Source organism: Sphingobacterium sp. 2149 (assembly GCF_031455655.1).
Classification (GTDB): domain Bacteria; phylum Bacteroidota; class Bacteroidia; order Sphingobacteriales; family Sphingobacteriaceae; genus Sphingobacterium.
In genome coordinates this window covers 86220-106576 of record NZ_JAVDTD010000012.1, presented here as the reverse complement: position 1 = coordinate 106576, position 20357 = coordinate 86220, and the positions used below count along the sequence as shown (strand labels likewise).

Genomic DNA, 20357 nt, shown 5'->3' with positions numbered 1-20357 from the left:
CTTAATTAAGGTTTTTGCCACCAAACTTTGGTATTAATTTCGTCTGGTCCTTGTTGCTGGACAGCAAGTTTATAATTCGTCGGATTAGCCGATTGCACAATCACTGGATAATACATCCTTGCTGGCATTTCTCCATTATTTTGTAACCCCTTACCTTTTGGCAATATAGGATGTCCTGTTCTGCGATATTCATACCACTGTTGCATATCAGCCATAAATAATGCTTGGTATTTTTGAAAGTGAATTTGTTCCATCTTTTCAGCAAACGGTACGTTATCTTTCCATTCTCTATCTGATTTCTCTAAATGCTCTTTCGCAGTTACTGTCCAAGTTGGTATCCATAATTTTATATTATTTTCAACTCCACTGTAAAAATAATCTTCTATATTCCCTTCAATCCATCCCTTTAATACCGCTTCTGCTTTGATAAATTGCAATTCAGCAAAAGGCATGATCATACCAGTTATTGGCTCCGTCTGCAAACTATTAACCCCATTGTTTTGATCAAAAGAATAGAAATAGGACATTTTAGAATAATCTTCTGATCCAGCTGCATATCCACTAGGAACACCCACATAATTACCTGAGACAGGAGCAATTCCCATTCGATTAATTCCTGCTGTTCCATAGGTTGGAATATCAATACGAGGATCGTTTGTATCCCTTAAATAATCTAAGAAAAAAGAGCACAACGCAACTGCTCTAAAATCCTGTGCGCGGGTTGACTTGAAAGGCGAGACATATGCTCCATCGTTCGTCCATCGTAAAATTGCAGAGTCATCGTTGCTAGCCATGATGGGATAACGATCTTTTTCAGTCGAAAGAATCGTTTTAATTTTGTCCAACACATATTCCTGATGAAGGCTTTTTTTATCAGCGACACGCAATAACAACCTTAAAAACAAAGAGTTATTAAACTTCCTCCATTTAACCAAATCACCTCTATAAATTGGGTCATTAGTCGCATCAATTGTTTCGGTAGTCGCTTTTATTTGAAGTAACGTATTTGCAGAGTCCAACCTTTGCAACATATCAAAATAAATATCTTCTTGTTTGTCAAATTTCGGCTCTACTATCAGTGAATCTCCCGCCAAGTTAGACTGCGAATAAGGGATATCCCCATACATATCTGTCAAAATAGAATAAAGCCATACTTGACCAATAATAGCGATAGCCTGATAGGATCTATTGAAAGTGACCGGCTCTATCGCCTTTTTATACATTTCCTTGAAGTTTGTAATCTCCGAATAATGTGCGCCCCAGATGTAGTCTGCCCAACTCCTTCTAAAGTCATAGCGAAATACTTTTCCATCCCCATCCCCAATTGAAACAGTAACCTGCATTAATTCGTTATTAAATGACCTATTTCTGCTCATATTTGCAGAAACCGAATTAATAAATGCGCTTGCCATAAATTGGTAAGGATATGCATTTTCTGTTTCATTCGGGTTCGTATTGGTCTCTATGAAATTCTTTGTACAGGATTGCATTAATCCTACTACAAGAATTGCAATTAATATTATTTTAAAATTCTTCATGACTATCAGATGTTAAAAACCAACAATTAAGTTAAACCCATAAGTTCTGGTGGAAGGAAATTGAGCAATCTCAAATCCTTTGACGATATCCCCATTATCCAAGGTTCCAAATTCAGGATCAAAAGCGGGCCACTTAGACCATATAAATAAGTTACGACCATACAATCCTACTGTCACGCGCTGTAAGCCATATTTTGATATAATTTTCTTGTTGAAAGAATAATCTAGCCTCGCTTCTCTGAATTTAATAAAGTCAGTTGGATAGGTACTTCCTTCTGCATTATCCTGCCCAAAGTGAGAGCGATAATACTCGTCAATATTAGTGGCAATAACATCATTTTTTCGATATGTTCCATCGCCGTTATCAATAACGCCATTGCCAATTATCCCACTATAACGACCTGGCAAGGTATTCTTGGTTTTACCCTGTTCTGCTAATTTGTAGTGGGTAAGTGAATGTCCCACACCCCCCCATTGCGTGTCAAAAAGAACATTTAAATTGAAGTTTTTATAGCCAAAAGTATTACCAAAACTAATTTTACCTTTGGGTAGTGTGTTACCTAAATAAATAATATTACTCGTTAATTTGGCATATCCCGTCGATGGATCGTAGATAACCTGACCATCGGGAGCTCTCTCGTAGCCTATCCCATAAAGATCCCCCATACTTCCACCTTGTTTTGCAACGATCTGCCCTGAACCTACAGACCGATATTGTAATACCAATGACGAATCCGGTAAATCAACTATTTTGTTTTGATTCGCTGTATAGGTAACTAAACTTGACCACCTGAAACCATCTTTTTGATTAATCTGATTGGTATTCACCGACACTTCAATACCTTGATTTCGAACCGCCCCCATATTAGTCTTAAACGTCCTGTAACCGGATGACGGATCTAATGAACGATTTAGTTGCTGATTAAAGGTTTTTGAACTATATAATGCTAGATCAAAGTTTAATTTATTCTTGAAAAGCTTTGCTTCAGTCCCAACCTCATAAGACCTCGTTTTTAATGGTTGTAAATTGGGATTCTTCAATAGACTTGACGCGGTAACAGAACCAGGTAATAATCCATTACCTCGTTCATACAATTGCTGTAGCATATAAGGATCTTGACCTCCGTTTCCAACTTCAGCAACTGAAATTCTCAATTTTGCATAATTAATGACTTTGGGCAATTTCACAACTTCAGAAAGAATAAAACTACCATTTAATGCAGGATAGATTAATCCCAATTTTTTTTGCGAGTTAACCGGTGTAGCCATAGTACTATTCCAATCCATCCGTCCAGTCGCATCTAAGTAAAGAAAATTCTTATAAGAAGCTGTGACCATTCCATACGCACTATTAGTGACAAACTTATAAAACTTTTGATCGGAGATTACGCCATACTTGCTATTGGCCAAATTATATACCCCTGGGTAGGTCAGGCCATCTGCAGTATATGCCTCCCTTTTATAATGATTGTGTAGTGTACTCCCGCCAAGCGTAGCTGAGAATTTAATATCTCTTTTTAGATCCTTTTCATACTTTAATAGAAAGTCCAATACTGTTTCCTTTGAGAACAAAGATTGCGAACGATAACTACCTTCAGGTAGCTTCGTCCCAGAATCATATGGTCTTTCTTGCGCACGATCTTCAACAAAGAAATCTAATGATGAACGCACCATTAAACTGAGCTCTTTGTTAAATTGATAGTTGGCCGATGCATTACCCGTAAATGTATTACGATCATTCCTGTTAATAAACTCATGAGATATTGCAAATGGATTTTCAGGATATGAACTAAATGGATATTGGATGGCTTTGTCTTCCAATCCCTGCTTCCAATAATTGCGCAGCCAGTTATAGTCAGCATTAGGTTGCCAAAAAATAAACCAATACATCAGTGATTGATTGCCATATCCAGCTCCAGGCAAATTATCAGACCACCGTCTATTGTAATTAATCTTTGCATTTATGGTTAACTTGTCTGAAATTTTTGAAGTTGCCGACAGTGCGAATGCAGTCTTATCGAAACCCGTATTTGGAGTGATCCATTTATTTCGAACATCAGTATAAGAAAACCGTGCAGATGTTTTTTCCGAACCTCCGTCTATTGTTAGTGAATTTGTAAATGTTCTTCCTGTTTGGAAGAATTCTTTACTATTTGAATAGGGTTGCCATAACGTACGTTCGGTACCCTGGCCTTGCGTTAGCGGATCATACTGAAAAAAATATTGCCCATCAAATTTTGGACCATAAGCGGAGCTAGTCCCCCCCGTACTATTTCCATCAGCTGAACTTCCGAAGGAATAATAATTAGCTCCGCCAGTCCCTTGCCCATATTCATACTGAAAATCTGGCCAGCGGTTGACCGATTCAAATGCTGTATTACTATTAAGAGTAATACCTAATCCCTTTCCCTTCTTTCCAGACTTCGTAGTTATAATAATTGCTCCATTCGCCCCACGCTGACCGTAAAGTGCCGCAGCGCCCGGACCTTTCAGAACGGTAATATTTTCAATATCTTCCGGATTTATGTCATCCATACCTGACCCGTAGTCGGCGGGCATGTTATCTGAACCTGTGCCGTAAACAGAGCCTGAAGATCCTCCTACACGTCTACCACTTCCCCCATTTATCACAATTCCATCTACAACAATTAACGCTCCAGCATCACCATTTAGATTTGCTTCCCCACGCAAGATAATTTTTGTCGAACCTACTGGTCCTGCATTAGATCGCATTAGATTAACACCTGCAACTTTACCTGACAATGCATCCATCCAATTGTTAGAAAGCGCTCCTGTCAAGTCATCGCCTTTTAGTACTGTTGCTGAGTATCCCAAGGCTCTTTCTTCACGTTTAATCCCCAAAGCAGTGACAACAACCTCATCAATTGCTTCAGATGTTGGGTTTAACCCAATATGGACATTACCTTGAGCAGCCTCGTAAGTTCGCGTTTGAGCCTCATAACCGATCATCTGAAAACGGATCTTTCCCCCTACTTCAATATCTACCTCAAAATTTCCGTTACGATCCGTAGACCCCTTCGTCACTCCACCTGAAAGTATCGATACAGATGCTAGTGGCTCCTTCGTTTGATTATCGACAACTTTTCCTTTAATCTTAATCTTCCCTTGATTAAAATCATGAAAAACACAATGGCCTCGTTCTAATGGAACCATCGCCTTAGCTACATCCATATTGCACGCAATTGCTAAAGCCGCAAATAGCACTTTCGAGGAGGCGTGCCGCAGATTAATTTGGATAGGGTTAATACTAAACATAGTTATTGGTGTAAATTGTTAATTTTCAATTTGGCACAAAAATATATCCCTAACAAAAAGTTTGCTTTAACTTAATGTTTTCTTTTTGTTAACAATTATTTCGAATAGCATTTCTTTTCATCACACTATTATGGTTTCAATTGTAATTAAAATGCTTTGAGATCCACTTTGAAGGAATTATCATGCATTAGGCTCGCTTTAATGCGATATTTCGTTGGTTATTTTTAATTTTCAAATCGAAAATAATTAATAATATTTAGAAAACGAAATAAATCGAAATTATTTAAGTTGCCATCGAACAAAAAAAGGGCCTCCAAAAAGCCCTATAAATCAATTTACAACCAACAAACACAGCAATAAGTCATATCGCCACTAAACAAAAAAAGCCCAAACTTTCGTTTAGACTTTCTATTATGTAATAAATTCGTTCATTAGCTTTTTTCGAAACTCCATTTCACATAATTGATATTCTTATCATCAGCTAAATACTTTTTTTCATAGTAAGTTTTGATTGATAGAACATTATCCACTAAATCCGAATGATAAAGATCGGTAGTCTCTTTATATTTTTTTAGATTCTGTAAATCGATCTGCTCCAGCGTATACGCATAAAAGCCGTCGTTATCTGTTTTCAGATTCATCATCCCATCAGGTTTCATAATGAATTTATAACGCTCCAAAAACTTTGGTCCTGTCAGCCGCTTTTTCTCTCTGCTATCCTGAGGCTGAGGGTCAGGAAAGGTAATCCAGATTTCATCAACTTCATTTTCGGCAAAATATTCAAGGATTGTTTCAATCTGTATCCGAAGAAAAGCAACATTCCGAATGCCATCCTCCAAAGCTGTTTTAGCACCACGCCAAATACGATTACCTTTAAAATCAATACCAATGAAATTTTTCTCCGGAAACAGTCTCGCCAGATTAACAGTATATTCTCCTTTGCCACAAGCAAGTTCCAAAACAACCGGATTATTATTACCAAACTGTTTCTCTGCCCATTTCCCTTTATATTCTTTGCCTGCGTCAAGTTGGATTACATTTTCAAAAGTAGCAACTTCAGCAAATTTACGTAGTTTGTCCTTTCCCATTTTCAATAAATATCCCGCAAAAATAACCTTATATTCCCGCTTAAAAAAATAAATCTTATCCTAGGAAATATACCATTGATTGGCGAATAATCATGAAGCGAATAGACTAAAGAGAGAGCGATCAATAAATCACTTTCATACGGGCGATTTATATTGCATATAAAAAGCAATTTATCTAAGTTTGCAGGACTCAATAACTTATCGTGGAAAAAGGCGCTAAAATTTACATAGCAGGCCATCGAGGAATGGTCGGATCAGCAATACATCGCAAATTAATAGAACTTGGATACAGCAACATCGTGACCAGGACATCTCAAGAATTAGATCTGCGGAATCAACAAGCAGTAGCTGACTTTTTCAACGAAGAAAAACCTGAATATGTTTTTCTCGCTGCCGCTAAGGTTGGTGGGATTATGGCAAACAATACCTATCGCGCAGATTTTATCTATGAAAATATAGCCATCCAAAATAATGTCATCAAATCATCCTACGACAATAACATTAAAAAGTTAATGTTCTTAGGATCTAGCTGCATCTATCCGAAAATGGCTCCCCAGCCTTTAAATGAAGACATGTTACTGACGGGCACCCTAGAACCAACGAATGAACCCTATGCAATCGCCAAAATTGCAGGTATAAAAATGGCAGAAGCGTTCCGGGACCAATATGGTTGCAATTATATATCCGTAATGCCAACAAATCTATATGGCATCAACGATAATTATCATCCTCAAAATTCACACGTCTTACCAGCTTTGATCCGTAGATTCCACGAAGCAAAAGTCAATAAGCGAGATGATGTTGTTATCTGGGGTACGGGGACTCCTTTAAGAGAATTTCTTTTCTCTGATGACCTAGCAGACGCTTGTGTCTTTTTAATGAATCATTACAATGAAAAGCAATTTGTCAATATCGGTATAGGTAAAGATCTAAGCATAAAGGATCTCGCAGAATTGATTAAAGATGTAATTGGTTACACAGGTAATATTACTTTTGACAGTTCCAAACCCGATGGCACACCACGCAAACTCATGGATGTATCAAAGATACATGCACTCGGATGGAAGCACAAAGTTAACCTTCGGGAGGGCATTCAACTCGCTTATACTGATTTTTTGAAAAAAGAAGCAGCCGAATAGCGAAAACAATATCACATTAATATGTCTCGCTGTAAGAAGGGATGCCGTATTCATTTACTTCGTCCTTTATAGCAGCATTTTCCGTTTGGGCAAATTTATTTTTCTTCTTCTTCTTAGGTCGAATAAAACTCGTTAACTTTCCAATAAGACCGCTGATTTTATCTTGATTGATTTGCCCAACCGCCCGTTCTGATAACAGCAGCATGAGCGCCTTTTTAAAAACCCCTGTATTTTTCAGAAACAATCTGTTCATTATAAACGGTACGCCAATACGTAAAGTCTTTGTTAACCAATCAGAATCTGGATTATTACTCTTGGCAAACATCTGCTGTATAATATTCGCTCCTGGGATATTATTTTTTAAGGTATTGAAAAAACGAATGGGGGCCTCTATTTTATTATTAAGCAACGTAAATTGAGCCTTTAGGTATAGCTCCTGCTCATTCTTTAGCGTTTTTAAGCGCAATATTTCAGCTTTAAGCTCTTGTAAATTCCGTATTTTGGTCTGTTTATTGTTCATTTGTAGCCCTTTCTCTATCAAGTTTTTCTTTATGCAGTTCTTCCTCTTCTTCCTCAATTTCATCGTTCCATTTAGCCAAAAAACGTCGAATGGAAAGATCCATAAATTTTGCTTCCAGTATAGGCTCAAAAACGCGTATTAAGATAATTATCACTAAAAAGATACCTGCTGTTGCCAAAAAACCCAATGAATAACTGCCCAATAACTCTCCTAGCCAAAAACCTAGAGCTAAACATAAGAAAAACAGAACAAATAAGGTAAAAATAAGCTTAGTTGCATCTACCACTAAGCTTGCAATTAAACGAGAAGACCGTTCAATGGTTTTTAATTTGACAAGTTTAAATTGGGAGTCAATATACTCCTTAGTCTTTTGAAACGTACCACTTAGTGAAAATTTTTCTTCTTCCATGCATCTAAAATTTATTCAGGCTATTTCAGCCCATAACTAAAAAAACGAAAACGCTGTATCTTATAATCGCAACACAGCACTACTCTACACACATGAAGAGCGCGCAGCTATCGTAAAACAGCTATCTCGCGAAATAGCCTGATAATATGTACTCTACACCAATTATTCTTTTGAATAATCTGCGAACTATGCATGTTCGATGATATCATCATCCAGCACTTCTTCTGCCTGATTTAACTTACCCTTCAATGTAGAAACAATTTTCTCTTTGAAATCATTCAACTGATCAAATTGCTCCTCCGCTCTTTCCCGAATAGCATCACTCAAATCGCTTAGTGAATCATTTATTTTATCTCTTGTATCCGACCCTTTATCTGGAGCAAACAAAACTCCCAAAGCTGCACCCGCGGCAAGACCGGCCAATAACGCCAAAGCTACTTTACTTGTGTCATTCATTTCTTTTTCTTTTAAAGTTCTAAATCTATTACGACGAATCTAGTCCTCGTTAATAATACAATTACCAAAGCAAATCGTTTGCCAAACAATGCTTTTTATCCATTATTAATAAAGAACTATATTAACAATATAATCATTTTTTTCGATAATCCTGGATCCGCCTTCAATATCTCACCCAACAATTATTAACTTACTCAATTTTTTAGTATCTTTAAATCAATCGATTATGAAAATTATGCTAAATAAAACCTATTGCAGCGCCGTCTATGGGATAAATGCCTGCACAATTACCGTCGAGGTAATCGTATCTACTGGCCTCCATTATTATATCGTCGGCCTGCCTGACAATGCCGTTAAAGAAAGCTTAAGACGTATCGAAAGTGCCATTAATTCCTGTCAACTTCACATGCCGCGCCAAAAGATCGTTGTCAACTTGGCACCCGCAGATATTCGTAAAGAAGGTTCAAGTTATGACCTATCAATCGCAATAGGCATATTAGCATCTTCCGGGCAGATCACAAATATCCGTCTGGAAAACTATCTTATCTTAGGCGAGCTATCATTAGACGGAAGTATTAAGCCCATACGTGGTGTTCTACCAATTGCATTACAGGCGCGCAAAGAAGGATTTAAAGGAATAATATTACCTGAAGCCAATGCAAAAGAGGCAGCTATCGTCACCGAAATCGATGTTATTGGTGTAGAAAATCTGACCCAAGTGGTGGAATTCCTCAACAATACAGTAACAATCGAGCCTACAAAAGTTAACATACAAACGTTTTTTCAGGATGATACAGCCATTTATGACGTCGATTTCTCTGATGTACAAGGACAGGAGAATATCAAACGAGCGCTGGAAATCGCAGCAGCTGGTGGACATAACCTTATTTTAATAGGTCCGCCAGGCGCAGGAAAAACCATGTTGGCAAAAAGACTACCAACGATCCTTCCCCCGCTCAATATGACCGAATCGCTGGAAACAACCAAAATACACTCTGTGTCTGGAAATCTAAAGGCGAAAGATTCCCTCGTCACTGCACGGCCCTTTCGTTCTCCACATCATACAATATCCGATGTAGCCATGGTAGGCGGCGGCTCAAATCCATTGCCGGGTGAAATTTCTTTATCCCATCATGGCGTATTATTCCTTGACGAATTGCCAGAATTTAAACGGAGCGTCCTCGAAGTCATGCGTCAGCCGCTGGAATCGCGTCAAATTACGATATCAAGAGCTAAACTTACCGTCGAGTACCCCGCAAGTTTTATGCTCATTGCTGCCATGAACCCCTGCCCCTGTGGCTATTTCAATCACCCCGAGAAAGAATGCATCTGCGGCACTAACACCGTCCAGCGTTATCTAAGCAAAATATCAGGACCACTTTTAGACCGTATAGACCTGCACATCGAAGTCACCCCCGTGCTATTTGACGAATTGAGTACGACACGCTCTGTAGATGATAGCCGCACGGTACGCCGTCGGGTCATTCAGACACGCGAAATCCAGAAAGAACGTTTTAAATCCTTCCCAGACGTACATTGTAATGCACAAATGAGTACCCGATTAACGCGAGAAATATGCCAGATTGACGAAGCCGGAAGGAAATTGCTCAAAACTGCAATCGAGCGTCTCAGCCTATCCGCAAGAGCATACGATAGAATACTAAAGGTTGCCCGCACAATCGCTGATATGGAAAATAGCCCTACAATTGATAACCACCATATCGCTGAAGCAATCCAATACAGAAATTTAGATCGGGAAACCTGGAACGGAAAATTTTAGAATTGTGCCAGACAATGTTTGATAACCCATGGAAAACAGATGATCGTCAGGATTAGTCCCGACAGCGCACCAAAGAAATGGGCATCGTGATTAATACCGTCCTGTCCCTTTTTGGACGCCCATACACAATAACCTAAAAACAGAAATGCAAATAAGTAAGCTGGCATGGGAATAATCATCATTACCCCAATGGTCACTTTAGGGTCGAAAAGAATATAACTAAACAGCACCGCACAGATGGCACCTGAAGCACCCAAACTATAGTAACCTGGATTATTTTTCTGCTGTACGATGGTTGGAATATCGCTCAGGATCAAGCTGCCTACATAAATAACAGCAAATAAGATATGGCCATAGGGACTTGCAGCAGCAAGTATACCTTCTAAACCAAACCCAAAATAGTAAAAGGTAAGCATATTAAACAGCAGATGTCCCCAATCCTTGTGCACAAAACCACTTGTCAGGATCGTAAAGACATTGCGGTTGCGTGCAATACTGTAGGGATGCAACATCAGTTTGCCGAAAAGTTGTTCATGTGAAAAAGTATAGACGCTGACGGCGATCGTAAAAAAGAAGATAATACTCGCAACAGGCGTTTCGGTTAAATAAGTTAATAGCATAATAATTTCTAAAATCGATCCTCTAAAAGTAAAACATAAAGTTCTTTTGGCCCATGTGCTCCCAAAACCAACCTCTTCTCAATATCAGCCGTTCTGGACGGGCCTGTAATGGTGGAAATCATCGTCGGAATCTCCTGACCGTAACGTTTCTGCATATAAGCCAAAGCATCTTTCAAATCCCAGACCAATTGCGAAGCCTTGGCAACGACAATATGAATAGGGGGATATATACTCAACCGCCGTCCGGAAGCATTTGCATTACTCACCATAACACTTCCATTACGAGCTATTAAAGCCTCACAAGAGGTGATACTGGCATTTGCCAATTCAAAATCCTTCTCTGTTTTCAAAAAGGGAAAACCATAGGGACTGAGTAAGTTTTGAATACCTTGTTCCCAAGCATAGATATTTTTAATACTATTTACTTCGGTCAACGAAATCAAATTTTCAATCAGACCGATCTCGCCATCACAATATAGAAATTTGCCTCCCGCAGCGGTCAATTCACGTACAAAAACAAGATCCACCAATTCATCCTCTTCACGGTAAAGAGCAGTTTCCTTAAAGTTCGGATGGGGATTATCATGTTTTTGTAGTAATGCCTGACGTACCCGTTTTAACATTATCTCCTTCGCAGTTGCGTTCTTCACGTTCATGGCGCAAATATATAAATGCAGCGCTAGATGATTCTAGCGCTGCAACATTCAAATTAATTCAAATTATTTGACGGATTGTCTGAACTCGGACCATCGCTGGATCGCGCTTCGTCCGGATGAATATCTAAGGGTAAATCTGTTTGTGGTACACCCCCACCATCGGCACCATTCACAAACTCCTCGTAAGTAGTCTTGGTTTCAAATGGACGCTTCCCTAGTATCTCTTCTAAATCCGATTGAAAGAGGATTTCCTTTTCCAATAGCTTCTCCGCTATTTTGATCAGTCCTTCACGTTTATCCAGCAATAACTGTTTAGTACGTGCATAAACATCGCTGATCAAGTTACGAACCTCTGCATCAATCAACTCTGCCGTTTTGTCAGAATATGGCTTTTGGAACGATGCCTCCGAGCTGTCTCTGAAAGAAACATTTCCCACTTTGTCATTCATACCGTATATCGCAATCATTGCATACGAAAGCTGCGTAATACGCTCCAAATCGTTTTGAGCACCAGTTGAAATTCTTCCAAAAGTAATATCTTCAGCTACACGACCACCCATGGTCATACATAAGCTATCGATAAGCTGCTCTGTCGTATATAAAAACTGCTCGCGGGGAAGATACTGTGCGTATCCCAAAGCAGCCACACCGCGGGGCACAATAGATACTTTAACCAAAGGATCTGCATGTTCCAAAAACCAGCCAGCAATAGCATGCCCAGCTTCATGATAAGCGACAATACGTTTCTCTTCCGGAGAGATAATTTTATTCTTTTTCTCAAGACCACCGATCACGCGATCAACTGCATCCTGAAAATCTTGCATATCAATTTCCGGTTTATTTTTACGGGCAGCAATAAGTGCGGCCTCATTACATACATTGGCGATTTCTGCGCCTGCAAAACCAGGAGTCTGTGCAGATAATTTTTTTGCATCAACCTCAGCCGACAATTTCAGAGGCTTAAGATGCACTTTAAAAATTTGCTCACGGCCGATCAAATCTGGCTTATCAATCGAAATTTGGCGGTCGAAACGTCCCGGACGCAGCAATGCCGTATCCAATACGTCGATACGGTTAGTAGCTGCTAAAATAATAACACCCGAATCCGTGCCAAAACCATCCATCTCCACTAACAATTGATTCAACGTATTTTCACGCTCGTCATTTCCACCCATCATTGAATTCTTGCCCCGGGCACGACCAATTGCGTCAATCTCATCAATGAAAATGATACAAGGCGCTTTCTCTTTAGCTTGTTTAAACAAATCACGAACACGAGATGCACCTACCCCCACAAACATTTCCACAAAGTCGGATCCCGATAGTGAAAAGAATGGCACTTGAGCTTCACCAGCCACAGCTTTTGCTAGCAATGTCTTACCTGTTCCTGGAGGCCCTACAAGCAATGCTCCCTTTGGAATTTTACCTCCAAGATTTGTATACTTACGCGGATTTTTCAAGAAATCCACAATTTCCATAACTTCCTGCTTCGCCTCTTCAAGACCAGCCACATCGTTAAATGTAATATTGATCTGAGCCTCTTTATCAAATAATTGAGCTTTCGACTTACCAATATTGAAGATAGCACCGCCACCACCGCCGGCACCGCCGCCCATACGGCGCATCAAGAAAATCCAGATCGCAGCCAACACTAATAATGGCAACATAAAGGTGATAAACCAGCTCGCCCATGGATTAGAACGGTCATCATACGTTAATTGTACCTTTGGTGTACCAGGCGCTAACTCAGCTTGCGAAGCAGCTAACTTTTTCTCCAAAACATCGGGAGAAGCGTCTTTAAAAATATATTGTGGTCCTTTGTCCTCTTGCCCAGATAAACTTGGTAAAGGATCGGAGGTCTTTACAGCATCCTTAAAACTAGGGTTATCTTTCCAGCCCTTCTTCAGATACACCTCAACCTCTACAAGATCATTCTTCTTATAAGCGACAAGGCGCTCTACAGAGCCTGTGTTCAACATGCGTGTCTCAAAATCGCTATAGCTAACTTCCTTAGCTGGGTTTTCTCCAAAAACGTACTGTAAGGCAAAAAAACCTAAAAACATGGCAATCATAAGCCACACAAAATTAAATTTTGGCGGTTTTGGGCTTACCTTACTACTCGGGATTTTTTTCATTATATCGTAATTATATTTTCTTGATAAATTTTAATTGAAGACAATTAGGCGCTCTGGAAATGCTGAATCTCTGCATCTCCCCATAAATCTTCGATACCATAATGCGCTCGTTTTTCGGTCTTAAAGATATGTACAACCACATCCACAAAATCCAAAATCAACCACTCACCATTGGATTGTCCTTCTTTATATTGGGGTTCTTGACCAAATGTCTTGTAAACTTCGTCTTCGACACTTTTTGCTATCGCATTGACCTGAATGTTGGAATCAGCATGACAAATAACAAAATAATCAGAAACAGAACTGTGAAGATCTCTTAAATCCAAACGAACAATCTCGTTTGCTTTCTTTTCTTGCATACCGTAAACGATAATTTCTGATAGACGTTGGGACAATTCTGTACTTTTATTTTTACTCATTAAAAAATATGATAGTTTTGACTTAATATTTATTTAATACTTTCAGTTTGCAAAATAACAATATTTCGGGACTTATCATCGGCCAAAATACAATATATCTTGACAAAGTCGCCTCTACAAACGATTATCTCAGGGAATTATTGTCAAAATTCAAGCCACTAGCGGAAGGGACTGCCATTTTAGCAGAAGAACAGTTCCAAGGTAAAGGCCAGCGAGGAAGCTCATGGATAAGTGAACCGGGGAAAAATCTCACGACATCTGTCCTTTTGAGGCCCTATTTCTTACCAATAGCGCAACAATTCTCTCTTTCGGCTACCATCGCCATTGCCACCGCCAACTGGTTGAAAACCAAAGTTGAGCAGCCTGTTGCCGTAAAATGGCCCAATGATATCTACGTCAATTCAAAGAAAATAGCCGGTATTTTAATAGAAAATACATTAAAAGGCCATAATATCAATAGCGCTATCATAGGAATCGGTATAAATATCAATCAAACTAATTTTGACACAACGTCAACAATAACCTCTTTAGCATGCCTAACCGATCAAACCGATTACGACATAAAGGATTTAGCGAATGAGCTGTATCAAAGGATACAACTGGAATATTTGAACCTCTTTCACAAGGGATCCCACTATCAGCTAAACAAATACAACGAATTATTATTCTGGAAAGGCGAAGAAAAACCATTTTTAATCGCAGGCACCAAGCAAACGGGCATTATTCAGCAGGTATCTGCCGAAGGTAAACTAAAGATTTTATTAGATAACCGATTACAAGAATTTGATATCAAAGAGATTACGCATCTTATCTCTTGATCTTTACAAAAAAAAGCAGAACCCATTTTTAGAAATATCAAAGCTTTGTTCTAACTTTGTCAAAAGCGTGATTAAACCTTTATTCACCCAGCGTATCTAATAAAAATAACACACTGCAATAATTGTAGCGGAAAAAGAAAGAACAAATTAAAGTCTGATGAAAAAATTAATACTGTTAATGACTGCAGTGATGTTTGCAGTTACGGGAGCATTCGCTCAAATTCACAAACCAGTAAAATGGACAGTGGCCAGCAAAAAGTTAAATAACAAAGAAGCTGTCGTATATGTAAAAGCAACCATCCAAAATGGATGGCACATTTATTCACAAAATATAAAAGATGGTGGACCTATCCCAACTTCTTTCACCTTTGCTAAAGCGGCTGATTATACCGTGGTTGGTAAAACTGCTGAGCCAAAACCAAAAGTGAAACATGAAGACGTATTTAAAATGGATGTAGGTTACTTTACAAATGAAGTGATATTTCAACAAAAAGTAACGTTAAACAAAGGTACTGCAACAGTTAAAGGTACAGTCGAGTGGCAAGCATGTGATGCTTCACAATGTCTTCCTCCAGATGAATATGCTTTTGCTGTGACAATCAAATAGTAAAAATGATTCTATACGGATAAATTAATAAGGCGATTCTCATCGCCTTTTTTTATTTTTGAACCTAACATCTGAAATACATACGCATGTTAAAAAATACATTCATTTTACTTCTGATTGCTTTTTTCAGTCTTTCGTTAACAACAGCGACGCTTGCATCGACACAAGATAGCTTAGCGAGTACAGAAGGACTTCAATTTGAATCATCACCGGACACATCTAATGCAGTTGAAGCAGTACCGGAAGACCTTAATTTTACAGCCTCACCCGACACGACGGTTAGCCAGGATAGCAGTAAAACCGCTCCAGCTAAAATAAACGCCTCCTCAGGCAATCCAGAAACGGGAAAGAAATCACTTTGGAGCATATTTATTGCCGGATTAGTAGGTGGTTTTGCAGCACTACTTATGCCCTGTATATTTCCAATGTTGCCCCTAACGGTGAGTTATTTTACGAAACAAGCAGGAAGTCGGACTAGCGGTATCAGCAAGGCACTACTTTATGGCCTCTTCATCATTGTCATCTATGTCGCTTTAGGAATGGTCATCACCATTTCCTTCGGTTCCGACGCGTTAAATGCTTTATCAACAGATGGGATATTTAATTTCTTATTCTTCCTGTTATTGGTTGTTTTTGCCGCGTCTTTTTTTGGTGCCTTTGAGATCACTTTACCGAGCTCTTTCGTCAATAAAATGGATGCCAAATCCGATAAAGGCGGCCTAATAGGCCTCTTCTTTATGGCCTTTAGCCTTTCGCTGGTATCGTTCTCCTGTACCGGCCCCATTATTGGAACGTTATTGGTAGAAGCTGCCTCAAAAGGAGAGCGCCTAGCTCCCGCAATCGGTATGCTCGGTTTCTCCATAGCGCTTGCCATTCCTTTTGGTTTATTTGCGATGTTCCCATCGATGCTAAAATCCCTCCCCAAATCGGGCGGGTGGCTAAATTCGGTAAAGGTCGTACTCGGCTTCTTAGAACTCGCACTAGCATTAAAGTTCCTTTCAAATGTAGATCTGGCTTACCATTGGAATTGGCTAGATAGAGAAATATTCTTATCACTATGGATTGCTATCTTTGGCCTGATGGGATTATATCTTATTGGAAAAATTAAGTTTTCCCACGACAGTGAACTAAAATTTCTTTCTGTACCGAGAACTATCTTGGCTGTCATTGTATTCGCATTCGTCATTTATATGGTACCCGGATTATGGGGTGCGCCATTGAAGTCCATTTCGGCATTCCTTCCCCCTACAGCAACTCAGGATTTTGACCTGTCTACTGGAGTAGGCGGTTCACCAGCGCATAGCGATGGTAAGGTCAAAAAATACGCTGAAATCTTTCATGAACGGGGCACGCCAAAAGGATTTGATCCTTATTACGATTATGAGGAAGCTCTAGCAGCTTCAAAAGAGCAAAATAAGCCGGTACTCATTGATTTCACAGGCTGGAATTGTGTCAATTGCCGGAAAATGGAAGCCAATGTATGGACTGATCCCGCAGTTGCCAAACTATTGAAGGAAGAGTTTATTATGGCTGAATTATTTGTCGATGACAAAACCAAATTACCGGAAAGTGAGCAGTTTATTTCAAAATACAGTGGGAAAAAGATAAAAACGATAGGAAATAAAAACAGTGATTTCCAAGCCTCGACTTTCGACAGCAATTCGCAACCACTATACGTGATCGTCGATTCATCCGGAACCGTATTGGTCCCGAAAACAGGTGCAAACTATAACGTTACAGAATATATTGCTTTCCTTCAGAGTGGAATTGACGCTTTTAAGGCAAAGAAATAGTCCGTATACGATTGGAGACATTCGACAAGAATAGCATACATGAACAATATAGGTAATTATTAAGTTTGCATTATCTTTAGCTTAACCTGAAATAAAGTGGAGTAAAAAAGCCATTACCAGTTGCCAATAGCATTATTGGCGATAGCTAATAAAGGAAATATAATTGTATATACGCTTGAAAAAAGCTAAGTTTGAGTACGTATGAGTAACATTAAAAAAATTGCTGTTCTGACATCTGGAGGAGATGCTCCAGGAATGAATGCTGGTATCCGCGCTGTTGTTAGGGCGGGAATCTACAATAATCTTGAAGTATTTGGTGTAAGAAGAGGTTATGATGGTCTTGTTAATGGAGAGATTGTCCCTATGGATGCCAAATCTGTAGCGAATATCATACAACGTGGCGGCACTATCCTTAAAACTGCCCGTAGCGAAGCCTTTAAAACGATAGAAGGACGTAAACAGGCTTATGAAAACTTACGCAGCCACGGTATTGATGCCATGGTGGTTATCGGCGGGGATGGTACATTTACGGGCGCATCCAAATTTATTGAAGAATTCGATTTTCCTATTATTGGCCTTCCAGGTACAATCGACAACGATTTGGCCGGCACAGACTTTACTATTGGCTATGATACAGCCATTAATACTGTTATCCAAGCTGTAGACAAAATTCGCGATACTGCCGAGTCTCACGATAGGCTATTTGTGATAGAAGTAATGGGACGCGATTCAGGTCTTATTGCCGTCCGTTCAGGAATCAGTACCGGCGCAGAAGCAGTCTTGGTTCCTGAGTTTGAAGTGGACTATGACGCAATCATGAAAAGGCTCGACAAGACGCGTAAAAATAAATCATCCCGTATCATTATCGTTGCTGAAGGTGATAAAGAAGGGGGTATGGTTGTATCAGAAAAAATCAAGGAAAATTTCCCACATTACGATGTTAGGCTTTCTATTTTAGGACATATTCAACGTGGTGGAAGTCCGACATGTATGGATCGTGTCTTAGCAAGCAGGCTTGGCGTAGCTGCCGTAGAGGCTTTACTACAAGGCCGCAGAGGTGAAATGGCCGGACTAATCTGCAGTGAGGTAAGATTTACTCCTTTTAAAAGCGCCATTAAACACCATGTAAAAATGAACGAAGATTTGCTTCGTATCATCGAGATCCTTTCGCTGTAAAAGATATCGTTTAGTCTCAACTTCATATAAAAAAATGTGGCTTGTCCAACCTTTTGGACAGCCACGTTTTTTTTTGACTTTATACAGATCTCCCCAAAACACTATTGCAGCTATAAAGGAAACTTACTTGACTTTTAAACTCTTCGCTTTATTAGCACAAAACGAACTATAGCACACGATCTCATAAAAATTACTACTTAAGCAAATTATTTAGGTATTGCTCTGACACAGGGGGCAATTGTATTGCCTGACCTGCTTTTGCCATCGAGTCAGCGAAATGATTCGTATTACTGATAGCCTGTTCATAGGCTCTAACCACCTGATCAGATAAGTGTAAAACCTCAGGGCTTTTAAGGTTAACGCGATATTGATTATCTTCTAAGGTGACATGCTGATAAAAGCGATAGGCAGCAGCTTTTAGTTTTCCCAGTTCTTTTTGGGAGAGCTGATCGATTCTGGCATTTGGCGGAAGCGTAACGTCAATAAAGGTAGTGTCCTTCGCCAATTGATCAATAGAATGATCCAGGGGAATGGCATGAAGTGCTTCTAAGTTCACAACAGGAATACCCTTATCTTCATCACCACTACACGAGGCAATCACACTCCACAAAAATATACTCAGAAATACTATTTTATTCATTATTATAATTTTTTTTGGTCCCTTAAGAAGAAACCCCTAATTGCATCCTCATATCACATGATTTTAACAATTAGGGGCTATTAAAGGCCTAATGGCAGCCGAAAACGAATTGAGTTATTTCAGCAATTCAGCCAGCTTCGCTTCCAAAGCTTCACCTCTTAGATTTGATGCGACAATTTTGCCCGACGGATCGATCAGAAAGTTTTGTGGAATACCTCGCACTTCATATAATTTGACCGGAGCAGATTTCCAGCCCTGTAAGTCTGAAACATGTGGCCATTGCTGTAAATTATCATCATGGATGGCTTTCACCCATGCATCCTTTTTACCAGGATTATCTAAAGATACACCAAATACCGTAAACCCTTTATCTTTAAACTTATTGAAGGCTGCGACCACGTTCGGGTTCTCGTGACGGCAAGGACCGCACCAGCTCGCCCAAAAGTCCAACAAGACATATTTACCTCTTAAAGATGATAAGGAAATATTTTTTCCTGTGGTATCCGGCAACGTAAAGTCCGGTGCTATTGCACCAACAGCCACGGCTTTCAATTTCTGAATGCGATCAGCCAACTCCTTCCCTTTTTCGGAACTTTTCAATTCAGGAGACAATTTCTCGAAAGAAGTTACATATTCAGTAACATTCTCTCCATTGAGATTGTCAGACAATAAATCCAATGTATACCAGCTCTTCGGATTTTTGTTTATAAATTCTGCATCTGATTTTTCCATTTTTTCAGAAATCTCACCAGCTTGCTTTTGCAAACCTTCGATGAAACTAGGATCCTGTTTTTGAGTATCAGAAGCAGCGTAATATTGTTGATTCAACGCTTCGAATGCGTCCGAATAAGGTTTTACAAAAGCCTTATACTGCATAAGATCGTCGTTAAGCGTTGTACCCGAAATAGTTGCATCTTTAAACCCTTTGGTTGCATCGACTTTGATAACTCCCTTAGAAAGATATAGCTGTGCCGTTTCAGGCTGCTTTTGACTATTTCTAAGTTCAGCGAAAGATAAGCCTTCTGGTGAATAGATCATCATACCTTTGGTTGGTGAGGCCACCTGCCCATTGAACTTAAACTCACCTTTTACGACCATCGCAGAATCTGTCTGCCGGGTTGCATTGGTAATGTATTGCATAAACACCTTCGCTTTGTCCGACGTAGCATTTACTTTCCCTGTCACGGTGTAGCTTTCTTGCGCCATTAATAAGGCTGGTAAAAAGCTTAAACCCATTAATATTCTCTTTTTCATAATTATATACTCCACATAAATGTAAAACATTTC

Annotated in this window: 18 protein-coding genes; 6 read left to right on the top strand and 12 right to left on the bottom strand. The window is 39.4% G+C overall.

The genetic code is table 11. From position 1 onward, the window contains the following. Positions 1-5 precede the first annotated feature (5 nt). The 3 genes from J2X77_RS17825 to trmB all read right to left on the bottom strand — a co-directional run bounded on the left by J2X77_RS17825 (position 6) and on the right by trmB (position 5902). Positions 6-1538 (bottom strand): SusD/RagB family nutrient-binding outer membrane lipoprotein, encoded by a 1533-nt coding sequence (locus J2X77_RS17825; protein ID WP_209578402.1) that lies wholly within the window; start codon positions 1536-1538, stop codon positions 6-8. Positions 1539-1550: 12 nt separating this feature from the next. Then, complete coding sequence (locus tag J2X77_RS17820) at positions 1551-4814, bottom strand: SusC/RagA family TonB-linked outer membrane protein (protein ID WP_310081851.1); 3264 nt, start codon at positions 4812-4814, stop codon at positions 1551-1553. A gap of 431 nt (positions 4815-5245) precedes the next feature. Continuing rightward, positions 5246-5902, bottom strand: a complete 657-nt coding sequence (trmB, locus tag J2X77_RS17815; protein WP_209578401.1) for a tRNA (guanosine(46)-N7)-methyltransferase TrmB — start codon at positions 5900-5902, stop codon at positions 5246-5248. A 203-nt stretch (positions 5903-6105) separates the two neighbouring features. Here trmB and J2X77_RS17810 point away from each other — a divergent pair, with 203 nt between their 5' ends. Then, the gene (locus J2X77_RS17810) at positions 6106-7041 is read left to right on the top strand and encodes a GDP-L-fucose synthase (protein ID WP_209578400.1); all 936 of its coding nucleotides are present in this window, start codon (positions 6106-6108) and stop codon (positions 7039-7041) included. A 16-nt stretch (positions 7042-7057) separates the two neighbouring features. Here the strand turns inward: J2X77_RS17810 and J2X77_RS17805 are convergent, their stop codons facing one another. The 3 genes from J2X77_RS17805 to J2X77_RS17795 all read right to left on the bottom strand — a co-directional run bounded on the left by J2X77_RS17805 (position 7058) and on the right by J2X77_RS17795 (position 8426). Continuing rightward, a complete protein-coding gene (locus J2X77_RS17805; RefSeq protein WP_209578399.1) occupies positions 7058-7561 on the bottom strand; it encodes a hypothetical protein in 504 nt (167 codons plus the stop codon). Next, positions 7551-7970 carry a hypothetical protein gene (locus J2X77_RS17800; protein ID WP_209578398.1) on the bottom strand — a complete coding sequence of 140 codons (420 nt, stop codon included), beginning with the start codon at positions 7968-7970 and terminating at the stop codon, positions 7551-7553. Before J2X77_RS17800 ends, J2X77_RS17805 begins: the two co-directional genes overlap by 11 nt. Before the next feature lie 186 nt (positions 7971-8156). Further along, positions 8157-8426, bottom strand: a complete 270-nt coding sequence (locus tag J2X77_RS17795; RefSeq protein ID WP_070561440.1) for a YtxH domain-containing protein — start codon at positions 8424-8426, stop codon at positions 8157-8159. Positions 8427-8661: 235 nt separating this feature from the next. On the opposite strand from J2X77_RS17795, the gene J2X77_RS17790 reads away from it, so the two are divergent. After that, a complete protein-coding gene (locus J2X77_RS17790; RefSeq protein WP_209578557.1) occupies positions 8662-10206 on the top strand; it encodes a YifB family Mg chelatase-like AAA ATPase in 1545 nt (514 codons plus the stop codon). Here J2X77_RS17790 and J2X77_RS17785 read toward each other — a convergent pair. From J2X77_RS17785 to rsfS, 4 genes are read right to left on the bottom strand one after another with little or no spacing between them, the layout of a single operon-like run. Beyond that, the gene (locus J2X77_RS17785) at positions 10203-10826 is read right to left on the bottom strand and encodes a rhomboid family intramembrane serine protease (RefSeq protein WP_209578397.1); all 624 of its coding nucleotides are present in this window, start codon (positions 10824-10826) and stop codon (positions 10203-10205) included. The genes J2X77_RS17790 and J2X77_RS17785 overlap by 4 nt on opposite strands. 8 nt (positions 10827-10834) lie before the next feature. Beyond that, a complete protein-coding gene (locus J2X77_RS17780) occupies positions 10835-11482 on the bottom strand; it encodes a lactate utilization protein (protein WP_310081845.1) in 648 nt (215 codons plus the stop codon). 53 nt (positions 11483-11535) lie between these two features. Beyond that, positions 11536-13617, bottom strand: coding sequence for an ATP-dependent zinc metalloprotease FtsH (gene ftsH, locus J2X77_RS17775; RefSeq protein WP_209578395.1), 2082 nt, complete (start codon positions 13615-13617; stop codon positions 11536-11538). A gap of 44 nt (positions 13618-13661) precedes the next feature. Further along, on the bottom strand, positions 13662-14036 hold the full coding sequence (rsfS, locus tag J2X77_RS17770) for a ribosome silencing factor (RefSeq protein WP_209578394.1): 375 nt from the start codon (positions 14034-14036) through the stop codon (positions 13662-13664). Positions 14037-14083: 47 nt separating this feature from the next. Between rsfS and J2X77_RS17765 the strand changes: the two genes are divergently transcribed. From J2X77_RS17765 to pfkA, 4 genes are all read left to right on the top strand, one after another. Continuing rightward, positions 14084-14854 carry a biotin--[acetyl-CoA-carboxylase] ligase gene (locus J2X77_RS17765; protein WP_310081843.1) on the top strand — a complete coding sequence of 257 codons (771 nt, stop codon included), beginning with the start codon at positions 14084-14086 and terminating at the stop codon, positions 14852-14854. A 157-nt stretch (positions 14855-15011) separates the two neighbouring features. Then, positions 15012-15461 (top strand): protein-disulfide reductase DsbD N-terminal domain-containing protein, encoded by a 450-nt coding sequence (locus tag J2X77_RS17760; protein ID WP_209578393.1) that lies wholly within the window; start codon positions 15012-15014, stop codon positions 15459-15461. Positions 15462-15547: 86 nt separating this feature from the next. Continuing rightward, complete coding sequence (locus tag J2X77_RS17755; protein WP_310081840.1) at positions 15548-17254, top strand: thioredoxin family protein; 1707 nt, start codon at positions 15548-15550, stop codon at positions 17252-17254. 201 nt (positions 17255-17455) lie between these two features. Then, entirely contained in the window at positions 17456-18430 is a 975-nt protein-coding gene (gene pfkA, locus J2X77_RS17750) for a 6-phosphofructokinase (protein ID WP_209578388.1), read from the top strand. Positions 18431-18623: 193 nt separating this feature from the next. Here pfkA and J2X77_RS17745 read toward each other — a convergent pair whose 3' ends face one another. Continuing rightward, on the bottom strand, positions 18624-19070 hold the full coding sequence (locus tag J2X77_RS17745; protein WP_209578387.1) for a hypothetical protein: 447 nt from the start codon (positions 19068-19070) through the stop codon (positions 18624-18626). A 114-nt stretch (positions 19071-19184) separates the two neighbouring features. Further along, positions 19185-20324, bottom strand: a complete 1140-nt coding sequence (locus J2X77_RS17740; RefSeq protein ID WP_209578386.1) for a TlpA disulfide reductase family protein — start codon at positions 20322-20324, stop codon at positions 19185-19187. Positions 20325-20357: the final 33 nt, after the last annotated feature.